Below are 17,118 nucleotides of genomic sequence, written 5' to 3'. Positions count from 1 at the left end.
CGTACAACACATAAATATGTGTGATCATGGTTTTCATAAGAAAGATACAATAATCTTATAAATACAATGACAATAAGTGTTTTAAAAGTTTTGTTATATTGAGCAAAAAATATATCAATGTTGTATTTTTAGGAATGATATATTTTTTGCCCAGTTGTTGATTTAGACTTTTTACCATGAATAATAATACCTATACCTTCTCTCCAGATACCCATAGAGGTAAAAATGTAATCTTAATCGCATTTGAATATAACCAAAAAAACAAACAAGCCTTGCGCAATAGGTTCCCGTCGGTTAAATGGAGCCAGACTAAAAAATCATGGTATTTACCAGATTTGCCAGTAGTTCGCCAACAGTTGGGTATGGAACCCAAATCAGGCGTGCAAGAGAAAATGATGTCTCTTTGCGGCATGAACCAAAAAGCATACGCCAAAATGCATGACCAGTTGCTCTTAAAAGGTTATAGTGACAACACCAAAAGAATTTATATGGCAGAATTCTACCACCTATTGAAACTATTAAAAACGTACCCGGTAGAGCAGTTAGATACCGTAAGGTTAAAAGATTACTTTCTGTACTGTGTGGAAAAAGAAGGCATGGGTGAGAGAAAAATGAACGGTAAAATAAATGCCATAAAGTTTTACTTTGAGCAAGTTTTGCATAGGCCAAGAATGTTCTTTGATATACCTAGGCCAAAAAAACCCTTGGTACTACCAAAAATGCTTAGTAAGGAGCAGGTGAGGAAGGTATTTCATTCCGTAGATAATCTAAAACATTTGGTGGCGCTAAAATTATGTTATGGGGCCGGTTTACGGGTGTCAGAAGTGGTCAATATTAAAATTAATGATATTGATAGTACCAGAATGGTCATCCATGTAGTGGGGGCTAAAGGAAAGAAAGACCGTTATGTTCCCCTGCCTGAGAAACTTTTGCCCTTACTTAGGGAATATTTCAAGAAATATAGGCCAAAGGAGTATTTGTTTGAGGGTAAGTATGGTGGGGCATATTCCAAAAGTTCCGTACAACAGGTATTTAAAAAAGCCATGAAAATAGCAGGTATACGCAAAAAGATAGGCATACATGGACTTCGCCATAGTTACGCCACCCATTTACTGGAAGATGGTGCCGATATGCGCTTTATACAGGAATTATTGGGGCATAATTCCATAACCACCACCCAGGTTTATACCAAAGTAACCCCTCAACGACTATCAAAGGTCAAAAGCCCATTGGATAGTTTGTAGGCTAGTAGGTATGCTTTATAAATTACAATTGGTACAAGGTAATATTCTACGCCCTAGACGTCAATGATTTAAAGAATACGAAGCCAAATCCCAAGAACAGCATAAAATGAAACGGAAACAATCCAAAATCGTTTAAGGGTATGGCGCTGTACATGCCAAACATAAAATACACCATTAACGCAAATTCCAAGATCATATTGGGCGATAGTTTTTTGGCTAGATATTTATTGCCTTTCCAACTTTGCTTTAAGGTACTGATGTTAAATTTTGGAGTACGCACAAATTCGCTCCTCTTTCCCATATGTCCCTCAAGAACGGCAATGGTATTATGAAGGGAAAAACCTAGGGCAACGGAGAAAAAGGTAAAGAAAATACGTATGTAGTCCACAAAGTTATCAAAACCACTGCCCTGTATACTTTTATAGGTAAACCAATAGCAAATAAATAGAATAATGGTACTAATGGTAAACAGGCTCAATAGCGAAAACACCCAGTCTAAATGGCCATAAGTATTTTTGATGTATAATGATGGAATACTCAGTAGGGCCACCAGGAATACACAAAGGAACATGGAACTGTTCAGTAAATGCATTACACCGTGAAATTTGGTTTTAAAGGGAATGTTCTTGGCGCTGATAACGCTCCATACGGTCTTTCTAAAATTTTCTGCCCCACCTTTGTTCCATCTAAATTGTTGCGATCGTGCGGCACTGATGACCACCGGAAGCTCTGCAGGGGTTTCCACATCTTCCAAGTATTTGAACTTCCAATTTTTTAACTGCGCGCGGTAGCTTAGATCCAAATCTTCGGTCAACGTATCTCCTTCCCAGTTACCGGCATCTATAATACATTCCTTGCGCCAAATACCCGCTGTACCGTTAAAATTGATAAAATGCCCTTTGCTGTTACGGCCCACCTGTTCCAAGGTAAAATGCGCATCTAGGGCAAAGGCCTGTATTTTGGTAAGGGTAGAGTAATCTCTGTTTAGGTGTCCCCAACGGGTCTGTACCACTCCAATTTCCTCGTCCTTAAAGTAGATTACGGTCTTTTTTAACCAATCTGGTGCAGGTAAAAAATCCGCATCAAAAATGGCAATAAATTCCCCTTTGGCAATTTTAAGTCCTTCTTTTAAGGCGCCGGCCTTAAAGCCTGTCCTGTCCGTTCTTCGTATATGTTGAATATCCAGACCGGTTTCCTGTAATTTGGCTATACTGGCCGCGGTGCTGATAACGGTATCATCCGTAGAGTCGTCCAATACCTGTATTTCCAGCTTGCTCTTGGGGTATTCTATCTTTGCAATGTTTTCCAATAGGCGGTCCATTACATATTCCTCGTTAAAAACGGGTAGCTGTATGGTCACCAACGGAATTTCCTTTGGATCCAGCAAATTAAATTTAGGAGCCGTTTGGTTTTGTCTCTTTTGTGATAGGTAATTAAATAGTAGATTAAGCTGCGCTAGACTATAGAAAAATATCAATAGTAATGAAATACTATAAATTATAATGATAAGGTATGCTAGTGCTAATGCCATATTATTTAATGCTGTATTTGAAGATCCACCCCAATATTTTTACGCCAGCAAAGATACTACCTTTTACGGTTCCTGAAACTTTTGAGATACCAATTCTTCGTTTGTAACGTACTGGTACTTCGGTATATGTCATATTTTTCTTTAAAATTTTCAATTGCATTTCCACGGTCCAACCATAGGTTTTGTCCTCCATATGCAATTCTTTGAGTTTTTCGTATTTAATGGCCCTAAAAGGACCTAAATCCGTAAATTTTGCGCCAAAAAACAATCGCATTAAAAATGTGGCCAACCAGTTGCCAAAAACCTGTTGTGGCGTCATGGAACCTTCTTCGCGAAGGCTTTTTTTTCGGGCACCAACTACAAAATCAATGTCATTTTGTAAAATTGGGGCCACAATTTTGTCCAATTCCTCAGGATAATCGGAATAATCACCGTCTATAAATACGATAATGTAGGGTTGTTGCTCAAGGGTGGCCACATATTCTAGTCCCTTTAAACAGGCATAGCCATACCCCTTTCGCTCTTCGGTCAAAACGGTGGCACCTGCGGCCGTGGCATTTTTTACCGTATGATCGGAAGAATTGTTGTTTACGACAATAACTTCAGATACCGTTTTAGGTAGTTCGTTAATGACGTGGGCAATGGAATCTGCTTCGTTAAAAGCCGGTATAATAACTTTAATGTCTGGCATTACTTTAAATCTGATAAACTGTTTGCTTTGGTAAAGGCCTCAAAATTGTGCCATTCCATAATTTTTTCACCTTTCTTGTACTGTTCCGCCGCCGTCATTTTACCATCTGTATAGTTAAGGCAGTAACCATTTTTAACACCTTGCTTACGTTGGCATTTATGATGTATTTTTCCTTTACGGTCATAAAACAGCCACCACCCTTCTTCTAGGTCATTGGCATAACGGCCTTCCTTGGTTCTCACCCGGTGCTCATCATAATAGAACCAATACTTTTCCTTTTTGCCGTATGCATAATACCCTTGCCTGGATACTTTTCCGTTAGGGTGATAAAAAATCCAATAATCGGTTTTTACATTAAAACGTTTCCAACCTTCACTGGCCAGTGTACCATCTTCGTAGTAAGTACGTTCATAATGTTTTTCTTCCCCTTTGGTATAGGCCATTAAAAAGAAACCGCCAACCGTAAGGAGGACTAATAAGGGTATCGTCTTTTTTAAATGTAGTGCCATAGGTTTAATTTATGGGGCCTTGTTGTCAAAGTTCGGTTAAAATATTTTGACAAAGAATTTAATACGGCCATATTCAATAGGGGTATTACAGTTCCATGCTTATTTTTTTGCGGATACTTCTTAGGTATGTGGAGTAACAGGAACAGAACAAAAAAACGCATCAATATAAAACCATGTTTAGGTATAGATAAATAAAACGGATGGTGCTGTGACATAAATATTTGCGTCTGGGTATTAAATATGATTATTGTTTTTTATTTACTAAATCCATAAGGTCCACATCATTGCCCAGTAGTACCTCGGTAGAATTTATGCGTCCCTCTTCTGGTCCGTTCTCCAATTTAAGTACACCCCTTGGACAAACTGCGGAACAAATACCGCAACCCACACAACTGGATCGTATGATGTTCTCTCCCTTTTGGGCGTATGCCCTTACATCTATTCCTTGTTCACAATAGGTAGAACAATTGCCGCAAGATATGCACTGTCCGCCATTGGTGGTAATTCTAAAGCGCGATTTAAACCGTTGTACAAAACCTAGATAGGCGGCAAGTGGGCAGCCAAAGCGGCACCACACCCTATTCCCGAAAATGGGATAAAATCCCGTTCCTATGACCCCGGCAAAAATAGAGCCAATAGCCAAACTATATACATTTTGAACGCTTTGGGTCTTAATGCCAAGTACCGTTCCCGTTTCGCTAAAGAAGCTGTAAAGGGTCATACCGGTCATGACCAGCGCAAAGAGCAAAACACCATGTATGAGCCATCGTTCTACCTTCCAGGCAAAAAGCGATTTGTTTGAATGCTGCCGGTAAGGGTCACCCAAGGTTTCTGCCAATCCCCCACATCCGCAGACCCAAGAACAGTACCATCTTTTGCCAAAAAAATAGACCATTACGGGTACAATGACTAAGGTTAGTATAGTACCCCAGAAAAGAATGAAAATACCAATTCCGCCACTGTTCAAGAGCGATTTTAAGTTCCATTGAAAAAAGAAATCATAATCTAACGGAAAAGCATTCTTAAAATCATAATAGGGCATTTGCAAGCGCACCATTATTTCCGGGATTAAAAAAGCAAAAACAATCTGAAAGAAAAGTACAGAGGTAGTCCGTACCGTTTGGTAAATGTTATGCCGGTATTTAATATACATACGTACGGCCATTACGGTCATAACAACGCAGTACATAAACCCGTACACAAACCAATGCCCGGCAGGGTTGCCACTTAAACTCTTGCTAATGGGGTCTACCAAATAGGTCCAATTGGTGGCATACTCCGGTCTAAAATAAAGTACCAGGTAAAAAGAGACCAAAAAGATAAATACCAGCCAGGCGATCCACCCCCTATTGGTAGAACTTTGGTGGTACACCCCATCATTTTTAATGCCCTTGGGGCCTAATAAAACTACTTGGGGTAGTATAAAAAGTAAAGCACCAATAATGCCTAGTCCAAATGTTAAAAACCACATGAAGCCTTTATTTTCTGCTATAAACCCTTTGCCGGATTTTTTGGCAATGGTAGCCGCAAGGTCCCTTCCCTTTACATATACAATTTTCTTGTACTCCTTGTTTTTTCTATGTGTGGCATTTGCGTTCTCCAAAGCGGTAACCACCATACCAGATAATTGATGTACGCCGTTAAATTCTTTGCCGGCCACATGGGTTTTTAGATCATTGACCAGGAAATTGCTTTTTATGGAATTCTCCTTTATAATTTGGTCCATTAGAGCATGGTCTGCCTTAAATGTCCCAATAAACGGTAGTATGGTAAAAATACCAAGGCCTACTAAAAAAAGAGCTATTCCTAGATGTTGAAGTGTTTTCATTCTTTTGTTCTTAAGCCTTGCTAAAAATTCGTTTCCAACTTTTTTTCTTAGGGTCAATGTTCTTATCATGTTCCGCATTGTATTTGGCTACAATGGCATCTTCATATTGGGTATAGAATTCAGGGTCAAAGTTGGCATCCTTTAAGTAGGTCATTACATGGTCTATATCCTTACTTTGCCGTAACCATCGGTCAAAAATTTCGTGACGCATACGAATACCAAAAGTATTGATGCCCAAGAATTTTTTGGTTTCCTTATGGTAGGCTACGGTAATACAGATGTTTTCCTTGGGGTGTCTCCAATGAAAATGCTTTTCATACGCCTTTTTGTTCCGTTCGCTGAACACCCAGCCATAGGTTTGGTATTCTATATCAAGAAATTTGGCGGAGTTGAACCAATGTCCGGGATTGTATGCGATACGATTGCCGCAAATTGTTTGTGCCAGGGTTTCTCCCATCATTCTACCGGTATACCAGACTGCCTCAACGGGTCTTCGTTGTCCTATGGCTTCCTGTTGTTCCGCACAATCACCAATGGCATAAACATCTGGGGCGCTGGTTTCCAAATATCGGTTGACTTTTACCCCTTTTCCCAACGCTATATTAGAATCTTTTAGGAAATCGATATTTGGGGTAACACCGGCCGTTAAACCCACCACATTACAAGAAATGGTATCGCCCTTGTCCGTCGTCACGGCCTTTACACGGCCCTGTTCATCGGGTACAATTTCTTTTAAGTTGGTATCTAAACGTAAATCTATATGATGTGATAATATATGCTGATTGATCATTGAAGATTCCCCATTGGGCAAAACTCCGTCCCAAAAACTTTTTTCACGAACCAAAAAAGTAACGGGAATATCACGGGAACGTAACATCTCTGCCATTTCTATGCCTATGAGTCCGCCACCCACGATCACGGCCCGTTTACAAACGTTATTGTTGGGGGCGTTTTTTTCCAGCATTTCCAAGTCTTGCTTGGAATACAGACCTTGTACACCGGGTAAATCTTGTCCCGGCCATCCAAATTTATTTGGCTTGGAACCTGTGGCAATAACCAATTTATCATAGGATAGTGAGGTGCCGTTGGCCAAATAGATTTCTTTGGTCTCCGTAGCTACTTTTTCAACATACGCCGTCATTAGCTCAATACGGTTTTTTTTCCAAAACCAATCTTCATAAGGTTGGGTATGCTTAAATTTCATATGGCCCATATACACGTACATTAATGCTGTTCGGGAAAAAAAATAGTCCGTCTCTGCAGAAATGATAGTGATTTTTTTATCGGAAAGTTTACGTATGTGCCTGGCCAAGGTAACACCAGATATTCCATTTCCAATAATGATGATATGCTCCATAGAATGGTAAATTTAAATATTAGTCGCAATAAAAGTACGTTGCTTTACAGGCGGAAACTGAAACTAGGTAATTTAGAATAAATCTAAAGCTGTAGTCACAATTGAAACCAAGGTAACATTATTTGCGTAGATAGGTTAACCCACTTAGGTAAGATAGGTACTTGTTGGTTTTTGAATCAATTTGCGACAAAATGTGTAGGGTGTTAAAATATGTTGATATGAAGTTTTATTTGATACTATGGTTTTTTATTATGGGTGCGATTTCAACTCATGCCCAGAACACTGAGTTTTTTAGTGCGGCAGATGCGTTTTTTAACAAACATGTTAGCAATGGTAGGGTAGATTATACGGCCATTAAAGAACAACCCGAAGCATTGAATACATTATTGAATTTGGCGCAAAACGCAAGTGTTGGCCTTCAAAATTCAAATGAATATCAGGCATTTTGGATCAACACGTACAATCTTTTGGTCATAAAGGGTATTGTGGAAAATTATCCTATAAATTCCCCATTAGAAGTAGACGGTTTTTTTGATACGTTGCGGTATCAAGTTGGAGGAAAGAGCATTACTTTAAATGAAATAGAAAATGAACTATTAAGGGCCAACTTTCCTAATGAGACCCGTTTTCATTTTGCCTTGGTCTGTGCAGGGTTGGGTTGCCCACCAATTATAAATGAAGCGTATACTCCAAAAAAGGTGAGCAGTCAGCTACAGCAACAGACAACCAAAGCATTGAACGACCCAATGTTCATTAGGGTAGATGATCATAACGTACAGGTTTCCCAATTGTTTGAATGGTACAAGGAGGATTTTGAACGGGCCGGAGGTATTATTCCCTTTTTGAATACCTATAGGGATGCTAAACTTCCGGCAGATATCAATTTGGGATATTATGAATACAACTGGAATTTGAACAAAAAATAACCATGGCCGCGGTTTAATTTAAAAAGGGATGCCGTTTTTGTTTATCTCTTAACATTTTCTTGGGTGTGTTGGGTATTGGGATCATGTGCTAAATAGTATAATTTTGGTCTCAAGATAAGCGATATGGAAAAATGGGTGCTTCTGGTCCTGTGCAGTTTGCAAATGGCATGTGTTGGGCAGGGAATAGGTAAAATAAACGGCGTTAGTTTTGTGGCCTCAAGGGAAGCCATTGAACAACAGCAAGTAAAGGAAGTTTTAAATATTCATGCCAATAGTGCGGCCGTAATGCCCTTTGGGTTTATAAGGGAGGTAAATAATCCGCAGATTACCTTTAACACGGAACGGCAATGGTTTGGCGAAACCAAAGAAGGTGCCAAGCAATACATTGAAATGTTGCATAAAAACGGGGTATCGGTCATGATGAAACCTCAATTATGGATATCCAAGGGGGTGTTTACCGGAAAGCTTAAAATGGATACTGAAGAGCATTGGCAACAGTTAGAAAAGTCATACCATGATTTTATTATGACCTATGCCCGCTTAGCGGCAGAAAATAAGGTAGATATCTTGTGCATAGGAACGGAACTGGAACAGTTTGTGTTGGCACGGCCAAAATTCTGGAATACTTTGATTGGTGAAATTCGGCAAATTTATACGGGCAAGCTTACCTATGCGTCCAACTGGGATGAATTTGAACGAGTGCCTTTCTGGGAGCGTTTAGATTTTATAGGGGTAGATGCCTATTTCCCCTTGTCCGAAGCTAAAACGCCCACTGTTAAGGAATTGGTTAAGGGGTGGAAGCCTTGGAAAATTAAGATGGCCACGTTGAGCACTGAAAAGAAAAAGCCGGTACTTTTTACCGAATACGGCTACAGGAGTATGGACTATACCGCTAAGAAGCCTTGGTTGGTAGACCGTACCGAGGAGCAACCAAATATGATATCCCAAGTAAATTGTAAAAAAGCCATTTATGATGAATTTTGGAGCGAAGAATGGTTTGCAGGCGGATATGTATGGAAATGGTTCGCCGATCATGAAAATGCAGGTGGTGAGAATGATAACAGGTTTACCCCACAGAACAAGCCTTCGTTACAAGTAATACGGGAAAATTATAAAAAGTATAGTGAGTAAGTTTAAGCGTGTATCAAATTTAATGAAAGGACAATGGCATAACCTTTGTTCTACGTTTACCATGATAAAATATGTGATTATTTTATTGGGTGCAATGCAGATGGTAGTTGCACAAGATTCCTTAAATACCGTTACGGCAGAGCCTGGTGATGGTATTCTTTCGCTATTACGTAAACAAGGGGTAGATCCGTATGATATTATGGATGAATTCATCTATATAAACAGTGACCGTTTAACCGATAGTGTGCATCTGGTGGCGGGGAGAACATATATAATGCCCAGAATGGGAGTAGATACGGTTGCCATTGTAGACTCCATACAAAAACAATCTACCGATATTAAAAAATTGGAAAGTTCAGAATTTTCGCTCTTTGGGGAAAAACATAAAACTATTATAGCAAAAAGTGAACGATTAAAGGGAACGATCTACTATTTGGTTTCCGGCCATGGTGGGCCAGACCCTGGAGCAATGGGTACGTATGCCGGTAAAACCATTGCGGAGGATGAGTACGCCTATGATATTACCCTTCGTCTGGCCAAGGAATTAATGGCTCATGGGGCTACCGTTTATATTATTATACAAGACGAAGATGATGGTATACGTGATAAGTACATTTTGGAGATTGACCATGATGAGGTAGCCTACCCGGACAAGGTGATACCATTAAACCAAGTGGCCCGTTTAAAGCAACGGGTGCAAATTGTTAATGATCTTTACAAAGACCACAAAGGAAAATACCAACGCTTAATTGTTACCCATGTGGATAGTAGAAGTAAAGGCCAAAATATAGATGTGTTCTTTTATCACCATGAAAAGAGCAAGAACGGGAAAAAATTGGCGGAGAGTATTCATAAAACCTTTGAGGCCAAGTATAAAAAATTTCAGCCCAATAGAACCTATGCCGGTACATTTGAGGACCGTACATCGTTATATTTAGTAAAGAAAACCCATCCGGCAATGACCTTTATTGAAATAGGAAATATTAGAAATGCCAAGGATCAAAAACGAATTGTAGATCCTGATAATCGTCAGGCTTTGGCAAAATGGATCAGTGAAGGAATATTATTGGATTACGAAGAAAAATAAGGATTTATACCATTATGTGCTTTTTGTAATAATGATACAGGTCGTTGGGTCTTGCTCCTAAATAATGTTTAAGGTGTATAATGCCAAAATGCCATTGTAAACGAACAATTCCCTTTTCCTCATATCTACGAGCAGAGGTCGTCACTTTTGAAGGAAGAATGGTAAAAGGCACACGCTTATATAAACGCTGTATAAATTCATTGTCTTCGTAGATCGTGTAAGTTTCATCAAAACCCCCACAATTAAAGAACAGTTTCCTGTCCACAAATAAGGATTGGTCGCCCCCGCGACAAATTTCATGGTTGATTTTGGTACACCAGGCAAAAAATTTTAAGAACCTACTTGAACTATTAAATCGCATTTGAAAACAACCCGCCATTTTTTCTTCCTTAAAGGCTTGTAGAATGGAGCGGTCAAAGCCTTTGGGCGGCAATGAATCTACATGAAGAAAATATAAAATAGTACCGGTGGCTTGCTGCGCCCCAAGGTTCATTTGTGCCGCACGGCTTTTTTTGCCATAGATTAATTTGGCACCATGGGCAAGGGCAATGGTAGGCGTGGTGTCCGTACTGCCCCCATCTACCACCAAAATTTCGTGTATTTGTCCGGAAACCGAGTTTTTGGAAATGGTCAGGAGTACTTTGGCCATATACTCCGCTTCGTTTAAAACGGGTATAATAATACTTATAGATGGCTCAAAAGTACTCCTGTTCATTAAACTCCTATATTTTGAAGGAAAATTAATAAGCTTATAATTGCTTAATCAATTCTTGAAAAAGTTTTACCATTTTGGGTTCTGTGCGCTCCGCAATTTCAATAATTTCAGCAATATCTACAGGTTTAAGGTTGTCCGGATCGCATTCATCGGTCAATACGGATACAGCAACAATGGGCAAAGAAAGATGGTTGGCTACGATAACTTCTGGCACGGTGCTCATACCCACGGCATCTGCACCAATTAATTTTATCATTCTGTATTCTGCCTTGGTTTCTAACTGCGGCCCAACAACAGAGGCGTAAACACCAGATTTTAGGGATATATCGTTTTCCTTGGCAATATCCATCAGTTTATTACGCATAGCCACATCATAAGGTTCTGACATATCTACAAAGCGTTCGCCAAATTCCCCTACATTTTTGAATGCCAAAGGAGAGCCGCCCTGTAAGTTGATATGATCTTCTATCAACATCATATCCCCTTTCTTGAAATCTAGGTTTACGGCACCAGCAGCATTGGAAATAAAGAGTTTTGTAATACCCAACATATGCATGACCCTTATGGGGTAGGTGATATCCAAAAAGTCATATCCTTCATATAGATGAAAGCGCCCCTGCATGACCACAACCTTTTTTCCGGATATGGTTCCGTACACCAACTTGCCCGTATGAAACTCTACGGTTGCCAACGGAAAGAATGGAATATGGTTATAATGGGCGTCTATAGGGTCTTCTATATGTTCAACTAACTTGCCTAGGCCGGTACCAAGTACAATACCTATTTCTGGTTGGTCAAATCCTTTGTTTTTTAAATAGGCTACAGATTCTAATAATTGTTCCTTTGTCATGATTTTATATGTTTTAAAAAAGGTTGAAAGGCTTCAATATCCTTTATGTCCTCAAAATAATCTACATCGTTTCGTTCTTCCAGTAGTGCTATGTTTTCATTTTTTAAATTGGTAAGGGTGTCTTTTAGTACTGTTTCGGTACCCCAGGATTTATCCTTGAACAATTCTGGTTTGTATGTTTTCATGCCCAGCAGATAATACCCCCCGTCTTGGGCGGGACCTATAACAAAATCTTTCTTGTCCAAGGCTTTGAAAGCCTCTTCTAGATCATTTTGTGAAAGATCGTACATATCACTTCCAATAATAATAATTTTATTGAAGTCGCTTTCAAATCCGTCCTTAAAGGCATTGGCCATGCGGTCTCCCAAATCGTTTCCTTGCTGTACTCTTTTCCCATATTTGCTAGCATCCCAAATATCCTCTTCCCATATTTCTTCTGAATAATATACGAGCTTTTCGGCATAGAGATTACGGGTAATTGATACGGTATGCTGTAATAGAAATTCATAAATAGCTAGCGCGGCCTTATCGCCCACGGTGGCGGCCAAACGTCTTTTTCCCTTGCCCAATTCTGGATTTCTGGTAAATATGAGCAACAGGTTCTTAGAATTTGCTAAGGTAAAATCAATTATTTTCTCATCGCGCTCTACCTTATTGTTCTGTAGTATTCCCAAAGTATTTTTTTTAATTGTCCTAACCCTTAATTAATAAACCTTTATTCCCTTTTTTAACAATTTGCCCCAATGTTTGCTAAATGCATGAACACTGTCTGTTACGGTATTATCATTGTTATAAACTAAACCGCCTTTATTTTTCCATTCAAAAATACCCCCATAAAGATTAAGGATTTTAGTATATCCAAGTTCTTTTAATTGTTCGCCAATATTTTCTGAACGTATACCTATACTACAGTACACAATAATAGGTTGAGATTTATTGGGTATCTGTTGCAATACGTTTTCCTCACTAAAATTAGAATAACCAACCCATACGGCATTCTTTAAATGGCTAATGTCATATTCTTCTTTTTCCCTTGTGTCTACATAAACTATAGCGTCGTTCATTGGTAAATTTTCAGGGTAGATATAAGGTATACTTTCTTTGTTCCAATTTTTTAATACCCGTTCCAGTTTAGTTTGCCCTATGACAGCGTTGGATAGGAAAAACAGAGAGATGATACTAAAAAATGATGCATGTTTAAGTAACTTCATAGCGGTAAAGGTACTATTTTTAGTGTCCAAGATTTATAGTTTTAAATAGAGTAATATGGTTAAAGTTTTGCAAAAAGATAAATGTAAATTCTTGTTGTTGTGCATTATTGTCAGCATTTACGGGTGTAAACAAGAGGTGGAAAAAATAGAAGACCAAATGAAGATAGAGACCTCTGGATATTATACGGAACCCTATAGGCCGCAATTTCATTTTTCGCCCCAAGAGAAATGGATGAACGATCCAAACGGACTTGTCTACAACAACGGTAATTATCATTTGTTCTATCAATATTATCCAGATAGTACTGTTTGGGGTCCCATGCATTGGGGGCATGCCGTAAGTAAAGATTTAATAAAGTGGGAACATAAGCCCATTGCCCTTTTTCCTGATAAGCACGGTTATATTTTTTCTGGAAGTGCTGTAATGGATACCGCGAACACCTCTGGTTTTGGTACGGAGGATAACCCGGCATTGGTGGCTATTTTTACGTATCATGATAGGGAAGGGGAAAAGGCCGGTAGAAAAGATTTTCAAACACAGGGCATAGCCTATAGTTTAGATGATGGTAATAGCTGGACCAAATATGAAGGTAATCCGGTCATAGGAAATGATGGAGTTAAGGATTTTAGGGATCCTAAGGTGTTTTGGAACGAAAAAGAACAAAAATGGACCATGCTATTGGTGGCCGGAGACCACTTGCAAATATGGAATTCCAACAATTTAAAGGAATGGAAAAAAGTAAGCGAATTTGGTAAGGATAAAGGAGCGCATGGTGGCGTTTGGGAATGTCCGGATTTATTCCCTTTAAAAATTGAAGGTAGTAATGAAGAAAAATGGGTGCTCTTGATCAGTATAAACCCCGGAGCTCCAAATGGGGGTAGTGGAACCCAATATTTTATTGGGGATTTTGATGGCACTACCTTTACTACCGAGCAGACCAAGAATAAATGGATAGATTTAGGGAGAGACAATTATGCGGGCGTAACCTATAATAATACACCGAACAATGAACGGATTTTTATAGGATGGATGAGCAATTGGGATTATGCCAGAGATACCCCCACCAAAAAATGGCGTAGTGCCATGACGGTACCCAGAAAATTAACGATTCGTAAAGTTGACGATGCATTAACATTGTGTAATTATCCAATTAAGAGCTTAAATGAATATGTAACCATGGCAATGCCCGAGGCTGAAATGGAGATTCATAATGAGCTGAAGAAAATAATTCCATTAAAATATAGTAACCAAAGTAAGATAGAGTTTACGTTGAACGACCCCAATGTGCAAATGTACTTTAGTAATGAGGCGGGGGATACTTTGGCTATTGATATTAACGGGAAAAAGAAAATTGTGGAGTTGAACAGAGGTAAATCGGGCTTAATAGATTTTAGTGATAAGTTCACCTCTGGCACACAACAGATGCCCATACCCAATTTGCCAGAGACACCTGTGGAGGTCCTCATGTTATTGGACCATTCATCCATAGAATTGTTTTTGAACAAAGGCCAATATGTAATGACCAACCAGATTTTCCCCAATGATTATTATACGGCATTGACCATAGTCAATAATACTGGAGAAGTTCTGGTCATCAAGGACTTTAAGGAGCACAAGGTAGCACGTATTTGGGATTAAGTTTTTTACAGTGCCATTTCTTTGGAGATAATTTGAAGCCTGTCACCTACCTTGGTGGTTTTGGTTATCACACTGTTCTCACCACCCAATCTTTGGGTGGAGTTAGGTATCGCTTTACTATTTTGAATCAGGAATTAGATAGGTGTTAAAACAAAAAAATCCTTACCGTTAAGTAAGGATTTCTTGTGGTGCCTCCAGGAATCGAACCAGGGACACATGGATTTTCAGTCCATTGCTCTACCAACTGAGCTAAGGCACCATGTCGCTGTAAGCGGCTGCAAATATAATTTCAATTTTATGATAAACAAACTAAATCATAAAAAAAGAAGATTGTTTTTTTATTTTTTAATCTTTGTAGTATGAATTTGATAATAGATTCTGGCAATACCAGTGTAAAATTAGCCATATTTAATAAGGGGGAAGTTGTTCATATAGAGACCGTTGCGCAAAAAGATTTTGTGCAAGGGGTAAAAAAACTGTTCCAAGAATTCCCAACTGTAGAAGCTGCAATAATTTCTAACGTGGGTTCCCTTTCCAAGGAAAAAATTAAGGTCGTAGCCGTTTTTTGTGAACTTCATGAGCTTTCCCATACCTCAAAAGTGCCTTTTAAGAACTCTTATGCCACGCCTCAAAGTTTGGGAGTAGATCGTTTGGCTTTGATGACGGCTGCATATTACCGTAAACCGCATAGCAATACTTTGGTCATTGATGCGGGTACGTGTATTACTTATGATATGTTGAATGATTTTGATGAATATTTAGGAGGGGCCATTTCTCCGGGAATACAAATGCGGTACAATGCTATGCATGACCAAACGGCAAAGCTTCCATTGTTGGAAAAAACAGAGCTGTTGGACTATATAGGAAACTCTACGGAGAACTGTATGCACAGTGGTGTGTTGTATGGAGTGGAGCTTGAATTAAACGGAATAATTGAACTATATAACAGTCGTTTTAAAGATTTAACAGTTATTTTAACAGGGGGTGATACACAATTTTTGTCTAAACGGGTAAAAAATACCATATTTGCGGATTCTAAATTTCTCCTGAAAGGGCTTAATTATTTGCTAGAATACAACAAGCACTAAATGATCAGAAAAATTGTAATTGCAATAGTGTATATGACCACCGTTGGTATGTATGCTCAAGATGGTACTGTTTCTCCCTATTCTTTTTTTGGAATCGGCGATTTAAAGAATGCCGGAACGGTAGAAAATCAAATGATGGGGGGTATTGGTGTGTATGCAGATAGTATCCATTTAAATTTAAAAAATCCTGCCGCCTTGGGGGAGTTGGGACTAGAGGTCATGAACAAGACAGGCCTTGTTACCTATACCGCTGGCGTTTCTAATAAACAATATCAATTAAAGACCAATCTAGGAGAGGAGAAAACCTCTGTGACCAGTTTGGATTATTTGGCCTTGGGCTTTAGTTTGGGAAAAGGTCTAGGTATGAGCTTTGGTATTATGCCATACTCATCGGTAGGCTACAATCTAATAGATGAACAGGACAATGTAAATGGTTCTTTGGTCAATGTCTATACCGGGGAAGGTGGTCTAAACCGTGTTTTCTATAGCGTTGGTTATGAAGTATTGAAAAATCTTAGTATTGGGGCTACTGTGAATTTTAATTTTGGTACGTTAGACAGTCAACGTTTGCAGCAGATAGAGGATATTCAATTTGGGACATTTGATCGTAGAAGTTCAAGAGTAAATGGTTTTGACTTTAATTACGCGTTGAATTATACCCCGTTGATCAACGATAAATATAGATTTCATTCCTCCGTACGTGTCAATACACAAGGTAATTTAGTATCAGAGAATACAAGGAATATAGGTTCGTTTTCTGTTGCCACGGGTGGTAATATTGAAGAGATCAATGTAAATCTGGCCGCACAGAACTTAAGGAATACAGAATTAAAAATACCGACTACCACAACTATAGGATTGGGCTTTGGGCAAGATTTAAAATGGTTTGTTGGGGGAGAATATAGTTTTCAAGGAATGGGTTCTTTTAAAAATGACTTCCTTGGTGCAGATAGCGTTTCTTATGTTGATGCAAGTTCTTATGCGTTGGGGATGTTCTTGGTTCCTGATCATGATTCATTTACAAGTTACTTAAAACGAGTTACTTACCGCGCAGGATTACGCTTGGATAAAACCGGTATGGTAATAAATGATGTAGATATAAATAACTTTGGCATAACTTTTGGATTAGGTCTACCACTTGGAAGAAGTTTCTCTAATCTTAATTTAGGATTTGAATTGGGAAGAAGGGGAACTACAAGGGCGAATTTAGTAGAGGAAAGCTATTTTAAACTTAATGTAGGGCTGTCATTGAACGATCGCTGGTTCCAAAAAAGAAAGATCAATTAATAAAAATTTAGTACATTAACCACC

Annotated in this window: 16 protein-coding genes and 1 tRNA gene; 7 read left to right on the top strand and 10 right to left on the bottom strand. The window is 38.9% G+C overall.

Going from position 1 to position 17,118, the window contains the following annotated elements:
* Positions 1-176: 176 nt before the first annotated feature.
* A complete protein-coding gene (locus ABVM52_RS05290; RefSeq protein WP_405384368.1) occupies positions 177-1,244 on the top strand; it encodes a tyrosine-type recombinase/integrase in 1,068 nt (355 codons plus the stop codon).
* A 46-nt stretch (positions 1,245-1,290) separates the two neighbouring features.
* Here the strand turns inward: ABVM52_RS05290 and ABVM52_RS05285 are convergent, their stop codons facing one another.
* From ABVM52_RS05285 to ABVM52_RS05265, 5 genes are all read right to left on the bottom strand, one after another.
* Positions 1,291-2,775, bottom strand: coding sequence for a cellulose synthase family protein (locus tag ABVM52_RS05285; RefSeq protein WP_405384367.1), 1,485 nt, complete (start codon positions 2,773-2,775; stop codon positions 1,291-1,293).
* A 1-nt stretch (position 2,776) separates the two neighbouring features.
* On the bottom strand, positions 2,777-3,466 hold the full coding sequence (locus tag ABVM52_RS05280; RefSeq protein WP_405384366.1) for a glycosyltransferase family 2 protein: 690 nt from the start codon (positions 3,464-3,466) through the stop codon (positions 2,777-2,779).
* A complete protein-coding gene (locus tag ABVM52_RS05275; RefSeq protein ID WP_405384365.1) occupies positions 3,466-3,975 on the bottom strand; it encodes a toxin-antitoxin system YwqK family antitoxin in 510 nt (169 codons plus the stop codon). Before ABVM52_RS05275 ends, ABVM52_RS05280 begins: the two co-directional genes overlap by 1 nt.
* Positions 3,976-4,219: 244 nt before the next feature.
* Complete coding sequence (locus tag ABVM52_RS05270; protein ID WP_405384364.1) at positions 4,220-5,803, bottom strand: 4Fe-4S binding protein; 1,584 nt, start codon at positions 5,801-5,803, stop codon at positions 4,220-4,222.
* 10 nt (positions 5,804-5,813) lie between these two features.
* Positions 5,814-7,160, bottom strand: a complete 1,347-nt coding sequence (locus ABVM52_RS05265; protein ID WP_405384363.1) for an NAD(P)/FAD-dependent oxidoreductase — start codon at positions 7,158-7,160, stop codon at positions 5,814-5,816.
* Positions 7,161-7,378: 218 nt separating this feature from the next.
* Between ABVM52_RS05265 and ABVM52_RS05260 the strand changes: the two genes are divergently transcribed.
* The 3 genes from ABVM52_RS05260 (at position 7,379) to ABVM52_RS05250 (ending at position 10,304) form a co-directional block, all read left to right on the top strand.
* Positions 7,379-8,086 (top strand): DUF547 domain-containing protein, encoded by a 708-nt coding sequence (locus tag ABVM52_RS05260; protein ID WP_405384362.1) that lies wholly within the window; start codon positions 7,379-7,381, stop codon positions 8,084-8,086.
* A 123-nt stretch (positions 8,087-8,209) separates the two neighbouring features.
* The gene (locus ABVM52_RS05255; protein ID WP_405384361.1) at positions 8,210-9,217 is read left to right on the top strand and encodes a glycoside hydrolase family 113; all 1,008 of its coding nucleotides are present in this window, start codon (positions 8,210-8,212) and stop codon (positions 9,215-9,217) included.
* Positions 9,210-10,304 carry an N-acetylmuramoyl-L-alanine amidase gene (locus tag ABVM52_RS05250; RefSeq protein WP_405384360.1) on the top strand — a complete coding sequence of 365 codons (1,095 nt, stop codon included), beginning with the start codon at positions 9,210-9,212 and terminating at the stop codon, positions 10,302-10,304. Before ABVM52_RS05255 ends, ABVM52_RS05250 begins: the two co-directional genes overlap by 8 nt.
* A gap of 4 nt (positions 10,305-10,308) precedes the next feature.
* Here ABVM52_RS05250 and ABVM52_RS05245 read toward each other — a convergent pair whose 3' ends face one another.
* From ABVM52_RS05245 to ABVM52_RS05230, 4 genes are read right to left on the bottom strand one after another with little or no spacing between them, the layout of a single operon-like run.
* Positions 10,309-11,019, bottom strand: coding sequence for a TIGR04283 family arsenosugar biosynthesis glycosyltransferase (locus ABVM52_RS05245; protein WP_405384359.1), 711 nt, complete (start codon positions 11,017-11,019; stop codon positions 10,309-10,311).
* 34 nt (positions 11,020-11,053) lie between these two features.
* Positions 11,054-11,869, bottom strand: a complete 816-nt coding sequence (locus ABVM52_RS05240) for a purine-nucleoside phosphorylase (RefSeq protein ID WP_405384358.1) — start codon at positions 11,867-11,869, stop codon at positions 11,054-11,056.
* A complete protein-coding gene (locus ABVM52_RS05235; RefSeq protein ID WP_405384357.1) occupies positions 11,866-12,543 on the bottom strand; it encodes a TIGR04282 family arsenosugar biosynthesis glycosyltransferase in 678 nt (225 codons plus the stop codon). Before ABVM52_RS05235 ends, ABVM52_RS05240 begins: the two co-directional genes overlap by 4 nt.
* Before the next feature lie 30 nt (positions 12,544-12,573).
* Positions 12,574-13,110 carry a rhodanese-like domain-containing protein gene (locus tag ABVM52_RS05230; RefSeq protein WP_405384356.1) on the bottom strand — a complete coding sequence of 179 codons (537 nt, stop codon included), beginning with the start codon at positions 13,108-13,110 and terminating at the stop codon, positions 12,574-12,576.
* 25 nt (positions 13,111-13,135) lie between these two features.
* Here ABVM52_RS05230 and ABVM52_RS05225 point away from each other — a divergent pair, with 25 nt between their 5' ends.
* Positions 13,136-14,719: a glycoside hydrolase family 32 protein gene (locus ABVM52_RS05225; protein ID WP_405384355.1), complete on the top strand. Its 1,584-nt coding sequence runs from the start codon at positions 13,136-13,138 to the stop codon at positions 14,717-14,719.
* 186 nt (positions 14,720-14,905) lie between these two features.
* Here the strand turns inward: ABVM52_RS05225 and ABVM52_RS05220 are convergent.
* Positions 14,906-14,978 (bottom strand) — tRNA-Phe (locus tag ABVM52_RS05220).
* A 100-nt stretch (positions 14,979-15,078) separates the two neighbouring features.
* Here ABVM52_RS05220 and ABVM52_RS05215 point away from each other — a divergent pair.
* Both ABVM52_RS05215 and ABVM52_RS05210 read left to right on the top strand, forming a co-directional pair.
* A complete protein-coding gene (locus ABVM52_RS05215) occupies positions 15,079-15,807 on the top strand; it encodes a type III pantothenate kinase (RefSeq protein ID WP_405384354.1) in 729 nt (242 codons plus the stop codon).
* On the top strand, positions 15,808-17,094 hold the full coding sequence (locus tag ABVM52_RS05210) for a hypothetical protein (protein ID WP_405384353.1): 1,287 nt from the start codon (positions 15,808-15,810) through the stop codon (positions 17,092-17,094).
* The last annotated feature ends 24 nt before the right edge of the window (positions 17,095-17,118 follow it).

This window comes from Maribacter sp. LLG6340-A2, from assembly GCF_045057105.1.
Taxonomy (GTDB): domain Bacteria; phylum Bacteroidota; class Bacteroidia; order Flavobacteriales; family Flavobacteriaceae; genus Maribacter.
This window is presented reverse-complemented; position numbering and strand designations above follow the sequence as displayed.

Excerpts from the sequence above, each read along its gene's own strand:
- ABVM52_RS05290 (WP_405384368.1), top strand. The coding sequence starts at position 177 with ATGAATAATAATACCTATACCTTCTCTCCAGATACCCATAGAGGTAAA.
- ABVM52_RS05285 (WP_405384367.1), bottom strand. The coding sequence starts at position 2,775 with ATGGCATTAGCACTAGCATACCTTATCATTATAATTTATAGTATTTCA.
- ABVM52_RS05280 (WP_405384366.1), bottom strand. The coding sequence starts at position 3,466 with ATGCCAGACATTAAAGTTATTATACCGGCTTTTAACGAAGCAGATTCC.
- ABVM52_RS05275 (WP_405384365.1), bottom strand. The coding sequence starts at position 3,975 with ATGGCACTACATTTAAAAAAGACGATACCCTTATTAGTCCTCCTTACG.
- ABVM52_RS05270 (WP_405384364.1), bottom strand. The coding sequence starts at position 5,803 with ATGAAAACACTTCAACATCTAGGAATAGCTCTTTTTTTAGTAGGCCTT.
- ABVM52_RS05265 (WP_405384363.1), bottom strand. The coding sequence starts at position 7,160 with ATGGAGCATATCATCATTATTGGAAATGGAATATCTGGTGTTACCTTG.
- ABVM52_RS05260 (WP_405384362.1), top strand. The coding sequence starts at position 7,379 with ATGAAGTTTTATTTGATACTATGGTTTTTTATTATGGGTGCGATTTCA.
- ABVM52_RS05255 (WP_405384361.1), top strand. The coding sequence starts at position 8,210 with ATGGAAAAATGGGTGCTTCTGGTCCTGTGCAGTTTGCAAATGGCATGT.
- ABVM52_RS05245 (WP_405384359.1), bottom strand. The coding sequence starts at position 11,019 with ATGAACAGGAGTACTTTTGAGCCATCTATAAGTATTATTATACCCGTT.
- ABVM52_RS05240 (WP_405384358.1), bottom strand. The coding sequence starts at position 11,869 with ATGACAAAGGAACAATTATTAGAATCTGTAGCCTATTTAAAAAACAAA.
- ABVM52_RS05225 (WP_405384355.1), top strand. The coding sequence starts at position 13,136 with ATGGTTAAAGTTTTGCAAAAAGATAAATGTAAATTCTTGTTGTTGTGC.
- ABVM52_RS05215 (WP_405384354.1), top strand. The coding sequence starts at position 15,079 with ATGAATTTGATAATAGATTCTGGCAATACCAGTGTAAAATTAGCCATA.
- ABVM52_RS05210 (WP_405384353.1), top strand. The coding sequence starts at position 15,808 with ATGATCAGAAAAATTGTAATTGCAATAGTGTATATGACCACCGTTGGT.